18 protein-coding genes and 1 pseudogene are annotated in these 18,211 nt (G+C 72.3%); 11 read left to right on the top strand and 8 right to left on the bottom strand.

Annotated elements, in window-relative coordinates; genetic code table 11:
- The first annotated feature begins 1 nt into the window (after position 1).
- A complete protein-coding gene (locus tag ACQEVI_RS08005; RefSeq protein ID WP_432896602.1) occupies positions 2 to 1,366 on the top strand; it encodes an RNA polymerase sigma factor in 1,365 nt (454 codons plus the stop codon).
- 48 nt (positions 1,367 to 1,414) lie between these two features.
- Here the strand turns inward: ACQEVI_RS08005 and greA are convergent, their stop codons facing one another.
- Together greA and ACQEVI_RS07995 are read right to left on the bottom strand one after the other, a co-directional pair.
- Complete coding sequence (gene greA / locus ACQEVI_RS08000) at positions 1,415 to 1,897, bottom strand: transcription elongation factor GreA (RefSeq protein ID WP_357454871.1); 483 nt, start codon at positions 1,895 to 1,897, stop codon at positions 1,415 to 1,417.
- 206 nt (positions 1,898 to 2,103) lie between these two features.
- Positions 2,104 to 2,613: a DUF4307 domain-containing protein gene (locus ACQEVI_RS07995; RefSeq protein ID WP_432896599.1), complete on the bottom strand. Its 510-nt coding sequence runs from the start codon at positions 2,611 to 2,613 to the stop codon at positions 2,104 to 2,106.
- 142 nt (positions 2,614 to 2,755) lie between these two features.
- Between ACQEVI_RS07995 and mca the strand changes: the two genes are divergently transcribed.
- The 3 genes from mca to ACQEVI_RS07980 are packed head-to-tail and all read left to right on the top strand — an operon-like array spanning position 2,756 to position 4,906.
- Positions 2,756 to 3,643, top strand: a complete 888-nt coding sequence (mca, locus tag ACQEVI_RS07990; RefSeq protein ID WP_432905863.1) for a mycothiol conjugate amidase Mca — start codon at positions 2,756 to 2,758, stop codon at positions 3,641 to 3,643.
- On the top strand, positions 3,640 to 4,059 hold the full coding sequence (locus ACQEVI_RS07985) for a hypothetical protein (RefSeq protein ID WP_432896596.1): 420 nt from the start codon (positions 3,640 to 3,642) through the stop codon (positions 4,057 to 4,059). The genes mca and ACQEVI_RS07985 overlap by 4 nt, the downstream gene beginning before the upstream one ends.
- Complete coding sequence (locus ACQEVI_RS07980) at positions 4,040 to 4,906, top strand: carbon-nitrogen hydrolase family protein (RefSeq protein ID WP_432896593.1); 867 nt, start codon at positions 4,040 to 4,042, stop codon at positions 4,904 to 4,906. Before ACQEVI_RS07985 ends, ACQEVI_RS07980 begins: the two co-directional genes overlap by 20 nt.
- 8 nt (positions 4,907 to 4,914) lie before the next feature.
- Here ACQEVI_RS07980 and trhA read toward each other — a convergent pair whose 3' ends face one another.
- On the bottom strand, positions 4,915 to 5,598 hold the full coding sequence (gene trhA / locus ACQEVI_RS07975) for a PAQR family membrane homeostasis protein TrhA (protein ID WP_432905861.1): 684 nt from the start codon (positions 5,596 to 5,598) through the stop codon (positions 4,915 to 4,917).
- A 405-nt stretch (positions 5,599 to 6,003) separates the two neighbouring features.
- On the opposite strand from trhA, the gene ACQEVI_RS07970 reads away from it, so the two are divergent.
- Together ACQEVI_RS07970 and ACQEVI_RS07965 are read left to right on the top strand one after the other, a co-directional pair.
- Entirely contained in the window at positions 6,004 to 6,765 is a 762-nt protein-coding gene (locus tag ACQEVI_RS07970; protein ID WP_116676796.1) for an isoprenyl transferase, read from the top strand.
- A 147-nt stretch (positions 6,766 to 6,912) separates the two neighbouring features.
- Positions 6,913 to 7,380, top strand: a complete 468-nt coding sequence (locus ACQEVI_RS07965) for a MarR family winged helix-turn-helix transcriptional regulator (protein ID WP_432896590.1) — start codon at positions 6,913 to 6,915, stop codon at positions 7,378 to 7,380.
- A gap of 31 nt (positions 7,381 to 7,411) precedes the next feature.
- On the opposite strand, the gene ACQEVI_RS07960 is transcribed toward ACQEVI_RS07965, so the two are convergent.
- Positions 7,412 to 8,311 carry a LysR family transcriptional regulator gene (locus tag ACQEVI_RS07960; protein ID WP_432896587.1) on the bottom strand — a complete coding sequence of 300 codons (900 nt, stop codon included), beginning with the start codon at positions 8,309 to 8,311 and terminating at the stop codon, positions 7,412 to 7,414.
- 86 nt (positions 8,312 to 8,397) lie between these two features.
- Between ACQEVI_RS07960 and ald the strand changes: the two genes are divergently transcribed.
- Together ald and ACQEVI_RS07950 are read left to right on the top strand one after the other, a co-directional pair.
- Positions 8,398 to 9,516 carry an alanine dehydrogenase gene (gene ald, locus ACQEVI_RS07955; protein WP_432896584.1) on the top strand — a complete coding sequence of 373 codons (1,119 nt, stop codon included), beginning with the start codon at positions 8,398 to 8,400 and terminating at the stop codon, positions 9,514 to 9,516.
- 26 nt (positions 9,517 to 9,542) lie between these two features.
- Positions 9,543 to 10,694 carry a glycerate kinase gene (locus ACQEVI_RS07950; RefSeq protein ID WP_432896581.1) on the top strand — a complete coding sequence of 384 codons (1,152 nt, stop codon included), beginning with the start codon at positions 9,543 to 9,545 and terminating at the stop codon, positions 10,692 to 10,694.
- 54 nt (positions 10,695 to 10,748) lie between these two features.
- Here the strand turns inward: ACQEVI_RS07950 and ACQEVI_RS07945 are convergent.
- A pseudogene (locus ACQEVI_RS07945) lies at positions 10,749 to 11,957 on the bottom strand (MFS transporter); the annotation flags it as partial.
- 21 nt (positions 11,958 to 11,978) lie between these two features.
- Between ACQEVI_RS07945 and ACQEVI_RS07940 the strand changes: the two are divergent.
- The 3 genes from ACQEVI_RS07940 to hemQ all read left to right on the top strand — a co-directional run bounded on the left by ACQEVI_RS07940 (position 11,979) and on the right by hemQ (position 14,937).
- Positions 11,979 to 12,866 carry a LysR family transcriptional regulator gene (locus ACQEVI_RS07940; RefSeq protein WP_432896578.1) on the top strand — a complete coding sequence of 296 codons (888 nt, stop codon included), beginning with the start codon at positions 11,979 to 11,981 and terminating at the stop codon, positions 12,864 to 12,866.
- Between the two features lie 132 nt (positions 12,867 to 12,998).
- Entirely contained in the window at positions 12,999 to 14,153 is a 1,155-nt protein-coding gene (locus tag ACQEVI_RS07935; RefSeq protein ID WP_432896575.1) for a ferrochelatase, read from the top strand.
- 34 nt (positions 14,154 to 14,187) lie between these two features.
- Positions 14,188 to 14,937 (top strand): hydrogen peroxide-dependent heme synthase, encoded by a 750-nt coding sequence (hemQ, locus tag ACQEVI_RS07930; protein WP_432896572.1) that lies wholly within the window; start codon positions 14,188 to 14,190, stop codon positions 14,935 to 14,937.
- Between the two features lie 31 nt (positions 14,938 to 14,968).
- Here the strand turns inward: hemQ and ACQEVI_RS07925 are convergent, their stop codons facing one another.
- The 3 genes from ACQEVI_RS07925 to ACQEVI_RS07915 form a co-directional block, all read right to left on the bottom strand.
- Positions 14,969 to 15,820, bottom strand: coding sequence for a putative protein N(5)-glutamine methyltransferase (locus tag ACQEVI_RS07925; protein ID WP_432896569.1), 852 nt, complete (start codon positions 15,818 to 15,820; stop codon positions 14,969 to 14,971).
- Positions 15,821 to 15,939: 119 nt separating this feature from the next.
- Positions 15,940 to 17,247: a Glu/Leu/Phe/Val family dehydrogenase gene (locus ACQEVI_RS07920; RefSeq protein WP_432896567.1), complete on the bottom strand. Its 1,308-nt coding sequence runs from the start codon at positions 17,245 to 17,247 to the stop codon at positions 15,940 to 15,942.
- 179 nt (positions 17,248 to 17,426) lie between these two features.
- Positions 17,427 to 18,191: a helix-turn-helix domain-containing protein gene (locus tag ACQEVI_RS07915; protein WP_432896564.1), complete on the bottom strand. Its 765-nt coding sequence runs from the start codon at positions 18,189 to 18,191 to the stop codon at positions 17,427 to 17,429.
- Positions 18,192 to 18,211 lie beyond the last annotated feature (20 nt).

Here is an 18,211-nt window from a genome sequence, read left to right as displayed (position 1 = left end):
AATGACCGACGTCGGGAGGGCCGTCACCGCGGCCTTCCGCGACGAGTGGGGCCGCGTGCTCGCGGCCGTGGCGCGCAGCACCGGTGACCTCGACCTCGCCGAGGACTGCGCGCAGGAGGCGTTCGCCGTCGCGCTGCGCACCTGGCAGCGCGACGGCGTGCCCGACCTGCCGGGCGCGTGGCTCACCACCACGGCGCGCAACCGCGCGCTGGACCGGCTGCGGCGGCGCAAGGTCGAGGCAGAGAAGGTGGCGGCGTCGGCGCGGCTGACCGAGCGGCTCGGCCCAGGGGCCACCGACCCGGCCGTCGAGGCGGCGGACGCGCTGGACGACGGCGACGGCTGGGCCGGTGTCGAACCGGAGGACCCCGACGGCGACCTGCTGCGCCTCGTCTTCACCTGCTGTCACCCCGCGCTGCCGCTGGAGGGCCGCGTGGCGCTCACCCTGCGGTCCCTCACCGGCATGACGACGGCTCAGGTCGCACGCGCCTTCCTGGTCCCGGAGGCGACGATGGCCCAGCGCCTGACCCGCGCCAAGCGCAAGATCCGGAGCACCGGTATCGCGTTCCGGGTGCCACCGCCCGAGCTGCTGCACGAGCGGGTCTCGGCGGTCCTCGCCGTGCTGTACGTGCTGTTCACCGAGGGCTACGACGCGTGGGCCGAACCTGCCGAGGACGACGCGGGCGCCACGGCCCGCCGCGCCCTGGCCGACGACGCGGTCCGTGTCGCCCGGCTCGTCGCGCGCCTGCTGCCCGAGGAGCCGGAGGCCCGCGGGCTGCTAGCCCTGCTGCTGCTCCAGCACGCGCGTCGATGGGCACGGGTGAGTGCGGGGGCGGAAGCGCTGCCCCGCACGCTCGAGGAGCAGGACCGTTCGCTCTGGCGGCACGACGAGATCGCTGAGGGGCTGGCCGTGCTCGACGACGCGCTCGCGGCACGTCGTGCCGGTCCGTACCAGGTGCAGGCCGCGATCGCCGCGCTGCACGCCCGGGCGACCGCCGCTGACACGACGGACTGGGCAGAGATCGAGGCCCTCTACGACGTCCTGGTGGATATGACGCGCTCGCCGGTCGTCGAGCTCAACCGGGCGGTCGCCGTGGGGATATCGCGAGGGCCCGAGGCTGGTCTGGCCGCGCTCGACGACGTCGCGTCAGCGCCCGAGCTGACGGCGTATCACCTGCTCCCGGCGATGCGGGCGGACCTGTTGCGGCGTGCGGGCCGGCCGGCGGAGGCGGCGGCGGAGTACCGGCGGGCGCTCGACCAGGTCGACCGGGAGGGCGACCGGAAGCTCCTCGAGCGTCGGCTCGCGGACCTCGCACACGCCGACGGGCCTGCCGGACGTCCAGGTCACCAGGGTGATCCGGCCGTCTGACAGGCCCGGTCTCGCTCGGCTTTCAGCCCTGACTGTCAGCCCTGACTGTCAGCCCTGAAAGGGCTTAGCACCCGTGATCTCCACGGGGATGTCGCGCCCGTTCGGGGCGTGGTAGCTCGTCTTCGCGCCGATCGACTTTCCGTCGATCGCGGCGCCCAGCGGCGACGTCGGCGAGTAGACGTCGAGGTCCGTGGACCCAGCCATCTCGCGCGAGCCGAAGAGGAAGTTCATCTCGTCGCCCGCGACGATCGCCGTCACGACCATGCCCGGCTCGACCTTGCCGTCGTCCGCGGGAGTGCCGACCTGGACGTTACGGAGCTTTTCGGTGAGCTCGAGAATGCGCAGCTCGTTCTTTCCCTGCTCCTCGCGTGCGGCGTGGTACCCGCCGTTCTCCTTGAGGTCGCCCTCGTCGCGAGCAGCGGCGATGCGCTCGGTGATCTCCGCCCGGTAGGGGCCGGAGAGATGCTCCAGCTCAGCCTTGAGCTTGTCGTGCGCCTCCTGGGTGAGCCAGGTGACAGAAGCGTCGGCCACGGGGGCTCTCCTTTCGTCGTTGCTCGATCGAGCCACAGTTACGGCAGCGCGCCGGGGCCCGGCCGACGGAGCGGATCGGGCACGCGCGTCAGCCGGTCAACACAGCGTGTGAAACGACGAGAATACCAATTCCCGGGAAAGACTTGCCAAGACAATCCCTGTTTCCGCTCTGAGCGGACGGGGTATCTATTTCGAACCGCTTGGCCTCAGCGCAGGTCACAGTGGTCGACGATGCCAGTGGTCGCGAGCTCCGTCGTGGCTATGGTCACCGTGTGTCGCGTCGTGCGCGCCTCGTCCGGGCCCACCTCGACATCGACCGCGCCGACCTCCGCGTAGTTCTTGCTCAGTGCGGTCACCGTGCACACGGCCTCGGTGCCGGGAGGCATGCTGACCTCGAACGTGACGTCCACCGCTTCGGCGCTCGTCACCGAGAACCCGACGTCTGCGAAGGTCACGGGATCGCGCTGGGTGTCGACGATCGTGAACCACGCGGCGATCGCGACACCGGCGGCGAGGGCCAGGACCACCGCGATCCGGGCGCCCACCGAGAGCTTCGGGCGGGGCCGGACGTCGTCGTCCTCGTCCCACGGGTCGTCCTCGCCGTGCTGCGCGGGTATCCGCTGCGCTCCGGGCCTTGCACGGCCGTAGCGCTCGGCGAGGCTCGGTGCCTGCGGGTGCGCGGTGCCGGTAGGGGCGGCAGGGTCAGGGTCGGTCATCACGGCTCGCTCGGTTCGAGGTGTCAGTGGTTCGTAGCAAGATTGTCCCTGGACCATCATGGTCCATGTGAGCGATTGTCCCAGTACGCATCCCACACAGGAGGACCCAGTGTCCGTACCCGAGCGCGAGCCGCTCCGTCTGATGGCGGTGCACGCGCACCCGGACGACGAGTCGAGCAAGGGCGCCGCGACGACGGCCCGCTACGCCGCAGAGGGGGTCGAGGTCCTCGTCGTGACGTGCACGGGGGGCGAACGGGGCGACATCCTGAACCCGTCCTTCGAGGTTCCTGAGGGCCACGAGTTCGAGTCGACAGAGGGCCGCCGCGCGGTCCGCCGGCTGGAGATGGCCGGGGCGGCCGAGGCGATGGGCGTGCGTCAGCAGTGGCTGGGCTTCGTGGACTCGGGCCTGCCCGAGGGTGACCCGCTGCCCCCGCTGCCCGAGGGCTGCTTCGCGCTCGTCCCCCTGGAGGAGGCCGCCGCGCCGCTGGTGCAGGCGGTCCGGGAGTTCCGCCCGCACGTCATCACGACCTACGACCCGTCGGGCGGCTACCCGCACCCTGACCACATCAAGTGCCACGAGGTGTCGTTCGAGGCGTTCCACGCGGCGGGGGACCCGGAGCGCTACCCGGGCACGGGTGAGCCGTGGGAGCCGCTCAAGCTTTACTACAACCACGGCTTCTCGATGAAGCGCATCCGCGCGGTGCACGAGGCGATGGAAGGTGCCGGGCTGGAGTCGCCCTTCGGCGACTGGGTCGAGTCGCGCGACGCCCGGGAGATCCCGGAGCGTCAGGTCACCACGCTGGTCCCCGTCGCCGACTTCTTCCCGCAGCGGGACGCCGCCCTGACGGCGCACGCCTCGCAGATCGACCCCAAGGGCTTCTTCTTCGCGGTGCCGCGCGACCTCGAGGTCGACGTGTGGCCCTGGGACGAGTACGAGCTCGCGGAGTCCCGCGTGCCGCTGCCCGAGCATGCCGATGGTGAGTACGAGCAGGACCTGTTCGAGGGCGTCCGGTCGGAGGTCCCCGCATGAGCCCGCTGATCGCCGGAGCGATGGCATTCGCGACCGAACCGTCGCCGAACCCCACCGAGGGCAGGCTCCGCCCGGGCCTGGAGGAGTGGCAGGTCTCGCCGGGGCTCATCGGCTTCGTCGTCACCTTCGCGCTCGCGGTCGCGTGCGTGCTGCTGTTCCTGAACATGAGCAAGCACCTGCGCCGCGCGGGCCACAACGCGCGCGAGCAGGGCCTGCCGGTCCCGGTCCCGCAGGTCGTCAGCTTCCGCCGGTCGGAGGACGACACCCGTACCGATGACACCAAGGCCGAGCAGGGCGCCGACGGTTCCACGGCGCCCAGCACGCCCGACGGGTCCAGCTCGTCGCCCGGCTCCTCCGGCTCGGCGTCCGACGGCGGCTCCTCAGGCGGCAGCAGCGATGGCGGGTCAGGTGACTGACACGGCCGGCACGGCGGACGCCGCTGAGCCGGGCGCCCCGGCCGGCGTGGTCCGCGTGACCGTCGCGCAGGTGGCCGTCTCCGACGACCACGGCGCCAACCGCCAGATCGTGCTCGACGCGTTCAAGGTGGCGGCACGCGCCGGGTCCAACCTCCTGGTGCTGCCGGAGTACGCGTCCGCCTACGACCCGCACGGCGTCGGGCCGGAGCACGCCGAGCAGCTCGACGGACCGTTCGTCACACTCCTGCGTGCTCGTGCGCGCAAGCACGGGGTTGCCGTGATCGCAGGCGTCACCCTGCCGGGATCCGACGGCGTCCGCGCGGTGAACGCGCTGGTCGTGGTCGACGATGGCGGCGAGATCGCCGGTGTCTACCGCAAGGTGCACCTGTACGACGCGTTCGGGTACCAGGAGTCGGAGCTGCTCGAGCCCGGTCCCGCCGACGCCGAGCCGGTCACCCTGCGCCTGGGCGGGTTCACCTTCGGTGTGCTGACCTGCTACGACCTGCGGTTCCCGGAGTCGGCCCGCCGGCTCGTGGACGCGGGGGCGGACGTGCTGGTGTACCCGGCCGCCTGGGTCGCGGGACCGCTCAAGGCGGACCACTGGCGCACGCTGCTGCAGGCGCGAGCGATCGAGAACACCGCGGTGACGATCGGCGTCGGCATGACCGGCAAGGGCGTCACGGGACGCACGCTCCTGGTGGGGCCGGACGGCGTCGTGGGACTGGAGATGGGGGAGGAGCAGGCGTATCGCACGGTCGATCTCGACCCCGCCCCGCTCGCCGCGGTCCGCAGGACCAACCCGTCCCTGGTGAACCGTCGCTACACGGTGGTGCCCACCGGCGCATAGGGCCGCGGTCAGACCGCGAGGTTGGCCAGGTAGATCGCGACCAGGTGGCAGGCGAAGCCGACGACGGTGAGCACGTGGAAGATCTCGTGGAAGCCGAACCAGGCGGGGCTGGGGTCGGGCTTCTTGGTGCCGTAGACGATCGCGCCGACCGTGTACGCGAGGCCGCCCGCCAGGATGAGCCAGACGACGGCGGGTCCGCCGGTGGCCCAGAACTGACCCATGTAGGCGACTGCCACCCAGCCGAGCGCGACGTAGACCGGTACGTAGACCCAGCGCGGCGCGTTGAGCCAGAACACCCGGGCCAGCAGCCCGAGCAGGGCGCCGCTCCACACCAGCCAGAGCAGGACGGTGCCCTGGTCGCGAGGCAGGAGCAGGACCGCGAGCGGTGTGTAGGTGCCCGCGATGATCAGGAAGATGTTGGTGTGGTCGAGGCGGCGGAGCACGGCGTCGGTCCGGGGGGACCAGTTGCCGCGGTGGTAGACCGCGGACACCCCGAACAGCAGGCAGGCGCTCAGGCCGAACACCGATGCGGAGATCTTGCCCGGCACCGTCGGGGCGAGCGCGATCAGCACGATGCTCGCCGCCAGGGCGAGCGGGAACGTGCCCGCGTGGATCCAGCCCCGCAGCCGCGGCTTGATCTTCCGCTCGACCGTCTCGACGGTGGCCGAGACCGAGTCGGAGATGTCGTGCATGACGTCGGAGGCCTTGTCGCGTACGTCGTCCAACTTGCCGTTGAACGTTCCCGCTACATCGTCCGAGCGGCCCGCCGAGTGGTCCGGCTCGCCCGTAGGTGCTCGCACGCTGCTCTCCTCTGCGTTCGGCAACCGGCGTCCTCGGGGTGCTGGGGCGCTACCTACGGTTGCGTAACTTACTCTAGCGTAGGTTAGGCGATCGCCTGCTTGACAAGGGCCTTGTGAAGATACTGCGCTGGGTTGGCGGGAGTCGCCCGTCCGGCGTCCCAGAAGGGTCTCCGTGCGCAGGAACGCGCGCGTTCGAGAGGTACCTTTGTCCACGTCCTGCCGGGTTCGACCCAGCGTCAGAGCTTCCGTGTGCCGCCGCGTCCCGCGGCTCCCACGGCCCGATCCACTGAGGTATTCGTGCGCCTGCCCAGCCCGTTGTACCGCCTCTACGAGCGACGCCTGGCGTTCGCCCTGCACGGCGCGACGCTGCCCCGGCACATCGGCGTGATGCTCGACGGCAACCGCCGTTGGGCACGCTCCTTCGGGGAGACGGCCGCGACGGGACACCGTCGCGGCGCCGACAAGATCACCGAGTTCCTGGGCTGGGCCGAGTCGCTGGGCATCGAGGTCGTCACGCTGTGGATGCTGTCCACGGACAACCTGAGCCGGTCGGCCGACGAGCTGAGCAACCTCCTCGACATCATCGAGGACGCGGTGTCGGACCTCGCCGAGTCGGGCCGCTGGCGCCTGCGCGTCATCGGCCGGCTCGACCTGCTGCCCGCGCGCCTGGCCTCCGCGCTCCGCGCGGCCGCCGACCGGACCGCCGGCGTGAAGGGCCTCCAGGTCAACGTCGCGATCGGCTACGGCGGCCGCACGGAGATCGCGGACGCCGTCCGCAGCTACCTCACCGAGCGCGCGAAGGACGGGGCGACGCTCGCGGACCTCGCCGAGTCGATAGACGTCGAGCACATCGCCGAGCACCTGTACACCAAGGGGCAGCCGGACCCGGAGCTGGTCATCCGGACCTCCGGCGAGCAGCGCATCGGCGGGTTCCTGATGTGGCAGAGCCAGCACACCGAGTTCTACTTCTGCGAGGCGTACTGGCCCGCGTTCCGGCGGGTGGACTTTCTGCGTGCGCTGCGCGACTTCTCGCTGCGGGAACGTCGTCTCGGACGCTGACCGGGGCCCCTCCGGACGCTCGTCGGGAGGGGTCTTGCAGGTCCTCTGGACAGTTCTCCGTATGGTGAAATTCGCCACCACTAACTGAGGTATGTAACTGAAAGTTCAGTCGGGTAGCGTGCCCTGGATGACGAGGAGGGCTCGCTGATGACCGAGCGACGTGTGCCGTCGGCTCGCGAGGCGGCTGAGGCGTGGGAGTCGCTGTTCCGCGCGCAGGTGACAGTGATGCGCCGGCTCCTGGCGGACGACATCTGGGGCGATCTCAGCATGCGCGAGTACGACGTGCTGTTCACTCTCGCCCTCGCCCCCGGGGAGACGCTGCGGCTGCGCGAGCTCAACGAGAACATCCTCATGGCGCAGTCGTCGCTGTCGCGCATGGTGGAGCGGCTCGAGAAGCGCGGGCTGGTCCGCAGGCACCCGTCGCCGGACGACGGCCGAGGCGTCCTGGTGAGCCTGACCCCGGAAGGTGCGGCCACCCAGAAGGAGCTCGGCCGGAGCCACGTCCGGTCGATAGCGCACTACGTGACTCCCGCGATGGACGTCGAGGACCTGATGCGGCTGCGCGAGCTGACGGAGATGCTGCGGTCGGCCCAGGCGGACATCGACGACTTCTGACCGGACCGCGGGCCGGCTCGCAGGCCAGCTCTCAGGCCGATCGAGCCTGGTGCCGGAGCGCTTCCACCACCACCCGCACGGCCGCCCGGTCCATGGTGGTGTGCCGGACCACCAGATGGATGTCCCGGCGGGGCGGGTCCGTGAGGTCCAGCGTGTGCACCGCGTACCGGTCGTGGACGGCGAGCAGGGGCAGCAGCGTGACGGACAGCCCCGCCTCGACATGGCTGAGCAGCGTGCCGTGGCTCTCGAACCTGGCAACGGTCCGCGGTGTGAATCCCGCCCGGCGGCAGAGGCGTTCGGCCAGGTCGGCGAGGTGGGCGCCGGGGTGTTCGAACGCCCAGGGCTCGTTCGCGAGGGTGGCCAGGTCGACCCGCCCGGAGCGTGGGCCGGTCACTGTGTCCCGCGCCGTCACGAGTACCACGCGGTCGCCCGTCAGAGGCATGCGCGTGAGGTCGGTGTCGGGCGGGACGGGAGCGTCCGGGAAGTCCGCGCAGACGGCGACGTCCACCTCGCCGCGCTGCAGCGCGGGCCGGCTGACCAGGGGTTCCGCCTCGGTGAGCTGCACGGTGATGCGGGGGTGCTCCTCGGCGAGGGCGGCGACCGCCGGCACCACTATGCCGTGGAAGGCGCTCGTGAAGGCGGCCAGCCGCACCACGCCGGTGGGCTCGGACCGCAGGCCGGCGATGTCCGCCTCAGCGGCGGCGATCCGGTCGAGGATGTCCGACGCGTGGCCCGAGAGCGTGACGCCCGCGGGCGTGAGCCGGATACGGCGGCCGACGCGCTCGAAGAGCTGAGCCTTCGCCTCGGTCTCCAGCGTCGCGAGCTGTTGGGAGACGCTCGACGGGCTCATCCGGGCCGCCTCGGCGACGGCGCGCACGGTGCCGAGCAGGTGCAGCTGATGCAGGAGGCGCAGTCGCCAGGGGTTGAGCATCCGCCCATTGTTGTGCACAAACGCCGAACATTCTATTCGGCAACGTGTCCTGGACCCGCACACCCCACGGTGATTACCGTCACCTTATGAACGTCGGCGTCCCCACAGAGATCAAGAACAACGAGAGCCGGGTGGCGCTCACGCCCGCCGGCACCCACGAGCTGGTCCGGCGCGGCCATGACGTGCTCGTGCAGGCCGGTGCCGGGCTGGGTTCCGGCTTCGACGACGACGCGTACCGGCTCGCCGGTGCCCGGATCGTCGACACCGCGGAGGAGGTGTGGGGCAGCGCCGACCTCCTGGTCAAGGTCAAGGAGCCGATCGAGCCCGAGTACGCGCTCATGCGGCCCGACCTGACCCTCTTCACCTACCTCCACCTCGCGGCGTCAGCGCCGTGCACCGACGCACTGCTCGCAGCGGGCACCACGTCCGTCGCCTACGAGACCGTCCAGCTCTCCGACCGCTCCCTCCCGCTGCTGAGCCCCATGAGCGAGGTCGCCGGACGGCTGTCCGCACAGGTCGGGGCCTACCACCTGATGCGGCCCCAGGGCGGCACCGGGGTGCTGATGGGCGGCGTGGCCGGTACGCCGAAGGCCAAGGTCGTCGTCATCGGCGGCGGCGTGGCGGGCGAGCACGCAGCGGCCAACGCGCTGGGCATGGGCGCCGACGTCACGGTGCTGGACGTCTCCATCCCGCGGCTGCGCGAGCTCGAGGTGCAGTTCGGCGGGGCGCTGGCCACCCGCGCGTCGACCGCGTACGAGGTGGCCGAGCAGGTGGAGACCGCCGACCTGGTCATCGGTTCGGTCCTGATCCCCGGCGCCGCCGCGCCGAAGCTCGTCACGGACGCCATGGTCAAGGCGATGAGGCCTGGTGCCGTGCTCGTCGACATCGCCATCGACCAGGGCGGCTGCTTCGAGCACTCGCACCCCACCACGCACGACGCCCCGACCTTCGCCGTGCACGACACCCTCTACTACTGCGTGGCGAACATGCCGGGCGCCGTGCCCGTCACGGCGACCCGGGCCCTGACGAACGCGACGCTGCCGTACGTCGCGGCGCTCGCGGACAAGGGCTGGCGGGATGCGATGCGCGCCGACGCGGCGCTCGCCCACGGGCTCAGTACGCACGCCGGGCAGATCACCAACGCCGGCGTCGCGGAGGCGTTCGGCGCCCACGCCGTACCAGTGGCCGAAATCCTGTCCGACTGAGCCTCCCGACCGCCTACGATCGGCGCGTGGAGCCGCTGCACGTCGTTGTCTGTCCCGACTCGTTCAAGGGCAGCCTGTCCGCTGCCGAGGTCGCGTCCGCCGTCGCAGACGGGGTGCTGGACGCCGCCCCGGACGCCGTCGTGACCTGCCTGCCCATGGCTGACGGCGGCGAGGGCACGCTCGACGCGCTGCTCGCCGCCTGGGGTGGTGAACCCCTGACGGTCGCGACGGTGGACGCGATAGGCCGTCCGTCGACCGCCCGGTGGGCGGTGTCGCCGGACGGGCGGACCGCCGTCGTCGAGCTCGCCGAGGCCAGCGGTCTGCCGGGTGTCTCCGACGCGCCGCTCCAGCCGCTGCACGCGAGCACCCGGGGCACCGGCGACGTCGCGCGGGCCGCGCTCGACGCCGGCGTCGTGGAGATCCTCCTCTGCCTGGGTGGCTCGGCCTCCACGGACGGTGGCTCCGGCATCCTGACCGGGCTGGGTGCCCGCCTCCTGGACGCGGACGGCAAGCAGGTGCCCGACGGCGGGGAGGGGCTGGCCTCTGTCGCGTCCCTCGACCTGTCCGGACTGCACCCGCGGGCGCGCGCGGTGCGCTGGCGCCTCGCCGTCGACGTCACGAACCCGCTGGTGGGCGAGCACGGCGCGGCGCGGGTGTTCGGTCCGCAGAAGGGCGCGCGCGACGGGGTGGCGGAGTTCCTCGACGATGCGCTACGGCACTGGTCGGCGGTCCTGGAGCGCGAGACCGGCGTCGCCGTCGCCGAGCTCCCTGGCACGGGAGCCGCCGGTGGCGTGCCCGCCGGGCTCATCGCCGTGCTGGGTGCCGAGAACACCCCTGGCGCCGTCCTCGTCGCCGAGGCGGTGGGCCTGCCCGCCGCGCTCGCCTCCGCCGACCTGGTGATCACGGGGGAGGGATCCTTCGACTCCCAGTCCGTGAACGGCAAGGTGGCCGACGGCGTCGCGCGGCTCGCGGCGGCGTCGCCCACCCGGCCGCCGGTGGTGGTCGTGGCGGGTCAGGTGCTGCTTCCCGAGGCGCTGGCCCGCGCCTCAGGTATCACCGCCGCGTTCTCGATCGCCCCCGGACCGGTCGAGCTGGACGACCTGATCGCCCGCACCGGACCGCGGCTGCGCGAGCTCGCGGCGGCCGTCACGAACCTGGTCGGCGCCGCCCGCCGCTAGCACCCGTCGCGTGCGGAGCCACAGCGCCGCCACGACGGCCGCGACCACCTGTACCAGCCCGGTGACCACCAGGACCGGACCCGCGCCGAACGCACCGATCAGCGCGCCGCCGACGAGCAGTCCCGCCGAGGCGCCGCCGCTGTGCAGCACGGTCTCCGCGGTGAACGCCGCCCGGCGTTCCGCACCGGTCGTCCGCTCTACGATCAGTGCGTTGAGCGCGGCTATCCCGAACGGCATGGTCACGCCCCCGACGGCGGACACCAGGGCGACCGCGAGCAGGTTCGGCGCGGCCAGCGGCAGCGCGAGGTACGCCAGCCCGAACACGACCCACGAGACCACTATCGCGGGGATGCGCGGCACCCGGTGCACCACCAGCGGCACGACGAACGACATCCCGACCGTCGTGGCCCCGTAGCCCGCCATGCCCGCCGCGACTAGCTCGCCGGGCCGGTCGAGCTCCGCGCCGAGCAGGGTGAGGCCCAGGGTGAACGCGAACCAGGTGATACCGCCGATGCCGGCCAGCCAGATGCCCACCGCCAGGTCCGGATGCTGACGCAGCACCGCACGGACGGACGGCGCGGGCTCGTCCGCCTCGCTGGTCGGGCGCCCCTCGTCGGTCCGACGGGAAGTGTGGGGCGCCGCCCCCGGCACCGTCAGCATCGCCACCGCGCTCAGCGCGACGGCCGCCGCCTCGCACCACAGCAACGGCTCCGCGCCCCACACGACCAGCAGCCACGCCCCGAGCGGCGGCGCGAAGATCATCGACGACCGGTGCGCGAGGTCCTGCCAGGCCAGCGCTCGCGGGCCGACGTCCGGTCCGTTGCCGGGCAGCTCGGCCAGGTCGGCGGTCAGGGCGCGCTGCGCGGGCGCGAGCATCGCCGACGTCGTGCCGGTGACCAGACCCGTCGCGCACAGCACCACCGCGCCCACACCCACGGTCGCCGCGGCCACCGGCACCATGACCAGCCCGAGCACCTGCACCGCGAGCAGGATCGCGAGCGAGCGCCCCGACGTCAGCCGCGCCCGCAGGTGCCGGCCCCACCATGCGGAGGTGAGCAGCGGCAGGCCGGCGAAGCCCCCGACCAGACCCGTGGTCCAGGCGTCGCCGGTCTGGTCGAGCGCGACCAGCGGCAGCGCGACGGCGGTGATGCGCTGGCCGGACCACGTGACGAAGGTCGTGGCGGTCAGGGTGGTGAGGTGGGGGTGGCGCACGGCCTCATCCTGTGCGGGCGCCGCGGGGGCCGGTAGACGCCCACTGGGCATGGCCGGACATAGGCTGGGGCTATGAGCTCATACCCGACGGTCGAGGACCTCCGGCTGGTCGACGCGGTCGCCCGCCACGGTTCGCTCGGCGCCGCCGCACGCGAGCTGCTGGTGAGCCAGCCGTCGGCGAGCCAGCGGCTGGCCGCGCTGGAGCGGCGCGTGGGCGTCACCCTGTTCGAGCGGGACACCACCGGTGCGCGTCCGACGGCGGCCGGGCGGGAGTTCTACGAGCAGGCCGCGCACGTCCTCGACCACCTGGGCGCGATAGTCGGCCGCGCGCTCGCGGCCGCCCAGTCGCGGACGGTGTCCGTCGGCACCATCCCGAGCCTCGCGGGCACGCTGTTCGCGGTGCTGGACGTGCTGCTCGACGACGTGGTCCTCCAGCCGGAGGTGGAGCACGGTCCGCGGCTGCTGGAATGGGTCGAGCGGGGGACGCTCGACGCGGCGTTCGTGACCATCGCGAAGCAGGTACCGATCGCCAGGGGCCTCGTGGTCACGGAGGTGGGCCAGCACGACCTGGTCACGCTGCTGCCCGACGGCGCTCCGGAGCGCGGGTCCGGGCGGCGGCCGTACGCCGGGCAGACGGTGGTCTGCTGCGCGCTCGACCTGTCGCGCGACATCCTGCTGCAGCGGCTGACCGATCTCGGCGCGCAGGTTCGGCACTCCGCCACCGCGGAGTCGGCGGTCCGGACCGCGCGGGAGCGGCGCTGCGCCGTCGTCGTGCCCGACATGGTGGCGCGCTGGTACGCGGCGCCCGGCGACCGGATAGAGCCCGCGCCGGTCCGGTTCCGAGTCCGGCTGTCACTGGTCACCCGGAGCCCGGCGCCGTCGGGCCTGGTCGACGTGCTCCCCGGACTGCGCGAGCGCCTGGACCGCGGCAACACGCACGCCCGGCGCAAGGCGTCCTGAACCGCGAGTGTCGGCGTGGTCGTCCCGTTCGGCACGGCCTGGGTGGGTTCTGACAGGACGTCGCTTCGATGTCACGTCCCGTTCGCCGCTCTCCGGGCGGGCCTGCGGCGCGGACGGTGGAAAGATATGAGCATGCCCGCGAACTCCCCCCAGCCTGCGGCGCACGACGCCGCGCCGTACGACGCCCTCCTGCTCTACTCCTTCGGTGGCCCGAACAAGCCGGAGGACGTGGTGCCGTTCCTGCGCAACGTCACCGCGGGCAAGGGCATCCCGGACGAGCGGCTCGAGGAGGTGGGCGAGCACTACTACGGTTTTGGTGGCAAGAGCCCCATCAACGAGCAGAACCTCGCGCTGAAGGCGGCGCTCGAGGCCGAGCTCGCCGACCGCGGCCTCGACCTGCCGGTCGTGTGGGGCAACCGGAACTGGGCCCCGTACACGAGCGACGCGGTCGACGAGCTGGAGAAGCTGGGGGCCGAGCGCGCCGTCGCGCTCGTGACCAGCGCCTTCTCGTCGTACTCGGGCTGCCGCCAGTACCGCGAGGACCTCGCGGTCACGCTGGACAAGCGCGGACAGCTCGGCCCTGACGGGTCGACGGGCGTCCAGTTCGACAAGGTCCGTTCCTACTTCAACCACCCGGGCTTCGCCCAGGCCAACGTCGACGCCGTCGTCGAGGCGTACACCGAGCTGGCGGCACAGGGCGGATCCGGCGCCGACGCCAAGCTGGTGTTCGTCACGCACTCGATCCCGGACACCATGGAGGCGGCGTCGCGGATCGCGCGCGCCACGTACTCCGAGCAGCACCTCGACCTCGCCGGGGTCGTCGCCGCGCAGGTTGCCGAGCGGCTCGGGCACGACGTGCCGTGGGACCTGGCGTACTGCTCGCGCTCCGGCCCGCCGAGCCAGCCGTGGCTCGAGCCGGACGTCAACGACCACCTGGAGGCCCTGGCGGGAGAGGGGCTGCGCAACGTCGTCCTGTCCCCGATCGGGTTCATCTCCGACCACATGGAGGTGGCCTACGACCTCGACACCGAGGCGCTGGCCACCGCGAAGGACCTCGGCATGACGGCGGTCCGCGCCGGCACGGTGGGCACGCGCCGGCCGTTCGTCAGCGGTCTCGTCGACCTGCTGCTCGAACGGGCCGCCCTGGCCCGCGGTGACGACATCACCGAGGCGACCGTAGGCTCGCTCCCGGCCCTCCGCTCGGTCTGCGCCCCGGGCTGCTGCCTGCGGCGCGACGACGAGCAGAGCGGCGTCCCGGCGCTGTGCAGCACCGACCTGTACTCCTGAGTCCCGCGGGACGGCCACGAGCGAGAGGCAACACATGAACGACGCACACGTGCACGGGGACACCGGTCACGAGATCGACACGGCGGCCATCAACGAGGGCATCCGGTACACGATGTTCTCGGTCTTCTCCGTGACGGAGACGCTTCCGGCGGACGAGGCCGAGCGCAAGGCGGTGGTGGCCGACGCCGAGGCCGCCGTCGGCGGGGGCAGCGACCCGGCCGCGACCACCGGCGACCTCGTGACCCGTGGCTGGTACGACATCGGCGGCCTGCGGTCCGACGCCGACCTCCTGCTCTGGACCCACGGCCCGTCGATCGAGTCCGTGCAGGGCGCCTACCAGCGGCTGCGCGCGTCCGAGCTGGGCCGTTCGCTGGAGCCCGTGTGGTCGGTCGCCGCGCTGCACCGCCCGGCCGAGTTCAACCGCGGGCACGTGCCGGCGTTCCTCGCGGGCGAGGCGCCTCGCGACTACATCTGCGTCTACCCGTTCGTGCGCTCCTACGACTGGTACCTCCTGCCCGAGGCCGAGCGCCGCACCATGCTGCGCGACCACGGCATGGCGGCCGCCGGCTACAAGGACGTCCGGGCCAACACGGTGTCCGCGTTCGCGCTCGGTGACTACGAGTGGATCCTCGCCTTCGAGGCCGACGCGCTGCACCGCATAGTCGACCTGATGCGCGACCTGCGGGCGACCGAGGCCCGCCGTCACGTGCGCGAGGAGATCCCGTTCTTCACGGGCCCGCGCACGTCGCTGGAGGACTGGGCCGCGCGCCAGCCCCTGAGCTGAGCTGGACGCTGGTCGAGCCTGTCGAGACCTGTTACGAGGTCTCGACGGGCTCGGCGCGCGGCAGGGTGGCGGCAAGGGCCGTGGCGCCCAGGTCGTCGTCGGACAGGACCGTCGCGGTCAGCCCGGCGGCCTCCAGGTGTTCGACGGCGGAGCTCACCTGACCCTCGCTCGTCTCGATCAGCAGGTGCCCGCCCGGGCGCAGGAGCCTCGGGGCCAGGTCGATCACACGGCGGAGGATGACCAGGCCGTCGTCGCCGCCGTCGAGCGCGGCGTGCGGCTCGTGCTCACGGGCCTCCGGCGGCATCATGCTGATCGCCGTGGTCGGCACGTACGGCGCGTTCGCGACGAGGACGTCGACGTGGCCCCACACCTCGATCGGGAGCGGGTCGGCGAGATCGCCCGCGTAGGTGTGCGTGGTGAGTGCGCCGGCGCCGCGAGCGGCGGCGTCGTCGTCGCACAGCGCCTTGAGATTCTCGTGGGCGCAGGTCACGGCAGCGGGGTCGACGTCGGCGGCGTGGATCTCGACGTCGTGTCCCGCCGTGAGCAGGCGGGCCGCGACGGCGCCGCCGAGTGCCCCGCAGCCGCAGCACAGGTCGACCAGCAGCACCGGGCCGGAACCGGCGTCGGCGGCGCGTACGGCCGCCTCCCGGACCAGCAGCTCGGAGCGCTGCCGCGGCACGAACACGCCGGGCACTACGAGCCAGCGGCGGCCGTCGAGCTCGGCCCAGCCCACCAGGTGCTCCAACGGGAGCCCGTCGACGCGCGCGGCGGCGAGCTCCTCGAGGCGGGCGGCGTCGCCGTCGGCGGCCTCGGTGATGATCCGGGCCTCGTCCTCGGCGAAGACACAGCCGGCTGCGCGCAGGCGCGCTACGAGTTCGTCCATGGCCTGAGGGTAGGCGAGCGGAGTTCCAGGTAACTCACCGGAGCGGCGCAGGCAACCAGCCGCGAACAGGCCAGATCCCCAGGGCACCGGAGCGTCCTGGGGATCCGACAAAGCCGTGATCAGGGGTAGAGACCCCGGATCTGGTGGGCCTCCGCGACCCGCTTGACGCCGATGATGAGCGCCGCGTCCCGCAGCGACAGGCGCTCACGCTGAGCCAGCGCCGAGACCTCCGCGTACGCGGTCACCATGCGGTGCTCCAGCTTGTCCGCGATCTCCTGCTCGGTCCACCAGTACGTCTGGTTCGCCTGGACCCACTCGAAGTACGACACGACCACACCGCCGGCGTTGGCCAGGACGTCCGGGACCACCGTCACGTCGTTCTTGGCGAGCAGCGCGTCGCCGGCCGCCGTCGTGGGGCCGTTGGCGCCCTCGACGACCCAGCGGGCCTTGACGCTGCCTGCCGTGCTCTCGTCGAGCACGCCCTCGATCGCGGCCGGGACCAGGACGTCGACGTCGAGCGCGAGGAGCTCCGTGTTGGAGACCCGGTCCGCGTCGGCGAAGTCCACCACCGAGCCCGTGCGCTGCACGTGCTCCATGAGCCGGGGCACGTCGAGCCCGCCGTCGGCCCGGATGCCGCCGTACTGGTCGCTGACCGCGACGACGCGCGCGCCGCGCGCCGCGAAGATCTCCGCGGCGTGCGAGCCGACCTTGCCGAAGCCCTGGATGGCGACGGACACGTCGCTCAGGGCCATGCCGGCCTCGGCGAGCGCTGCTGACGTGACGTGCACGATGCCGGCCGACGTAGCGGTGCCGCGGCCCAGCGAACCGCCGACCGCGAGGGGCTTGCCGGTCACGACCGCGGGGATGGTGTACCCGCGGTTGACCGAGTAGGTGTCCATCACCCAGGCCATGGTCTGGGCGTCGGTGCCCATGTCCGGGGCCATGATGTCGGTGTCCGGGCCGATCATCGGCATGATCTCCGACGTGTACCGCCGGGTCACGCGCTCGAGCTCGGCCTGCGAGTAGCCGCGGGGGTCGATGGCGACGCCGCCCTTGGCGCCGCCGTACGGCAGGTTGACCACCGCACACTTCCAGGTCATCCACATGGCCAGCGCACGCACCTCGTCGACGTCGACGGAGGGGTGGTAGCGCAGGCCGCCCTTGCCCGGGCCGAGGCTCACGTTGTGCTGCACGCGGAAGCCGTGGAAGAGGACGGTCTCGCCCGTGTCACGACGGAGCGGCACCGCGACGTGGATCTCACGGCGCGGCGTCGCGAGCATCCGGTGCAGGCCCTCGTCGTAACCGAGGATCTCGGCCGCCGTGGCGAGCTGCGCGTGCGCGGTGGCGAGCGCGGAACCCTCGGCGGGCGATCCTGACGGCGCGAAGCTGGGTGGTGATGCGGGTGTGGACGTCGTTGTCGTCGTCACGTGGGTCCTCCGGGGAGAACGGCGCCTACCGCCTTGGGAGCGGGGCGCGGGTTGCGCGGCGCGGGGTTTGCGCCTCGGCATCACCGTATCGCTTCGATGGGCCGCGGTGCGCGACGGTGGTGGATGCATCCGGTAATTTTCCGGCAACGACTGTGTAACCCGGAAATTCAGCGGACTACCTAGCCGCGCTTCGACCGGCTCCGGAACGACGACGGCGTCTCGCCGGTCAGGCGCGCGAACGTGCGCGTGAACGACGGCTGGTCGTAGAAGCCCGCGGCGGTCGCGACGTCGGCCAGCGGCACGGTGCTCGTGGTGAGCAGGTGGGCCGCGCGGTCGACCCGCAGCCGCAGCACGAGCTGGCGCGGGGAGAGCCCGAAGACCCGCCGGACCCGGCGGTCCAGGGACGCGGAGCTGCACCCGGCGAGCACGGCGAGATCGGTCACCGAGGGCACCTCGCCGTGCTCGAGCAGGTTCTCGATGTCGGCGCGCAGCCGGGCCATGGCCTGGATGGTCGCGTCGTCGGCGTCCCCGGAGCGCAGGTCCTGCGACACGGAGACCAGCCCCACGTACGCACCGGACTCGTCGTGCAGGGGCAGCTTCGAGGTGAGGAACCAGCCCGGCGCCCCGCCGACGTGCCGGATCAGCTCGAGCTCACCCCGCAGCGGCTTGTCGGTGGTGCGGACGTGGGCGTCCTGGTTCTCGTAGCGTTCGGCGAGCTCGGGCACGAACAGGTCGGCCGCGCGCTTGCCGATCACATCCCGGCGGGACCGCTCGCGCGTGCGACCCACGAAGACCTGGTTCACGAGCACGTAGCGCCCGTCGGCGTCCTTGGCGCAGAACATGACCCCGGACAGCTCGTCCATGAGCGAGACCATCGCGGGGTTCAGTGCTGCCAGCAGGGCACTCGTCTCAGGCCGAGCCGTGCTGTTCGACGGGTTGCGCATGGGGTTCCGATGCTACGCGG

The organism is Promicromonospora sp. CA-289599, from assembly GCF_050936155.1.
Classification (GTDB): domain Bacteria; phylum Actinomycetota; class Actinomycetes; order Actinomycetales; family Cellulomonadaceae; genus Promicromonospora.
This window is presented reverse-complemented; position numbering and strand designations above follow the sequence as displayed.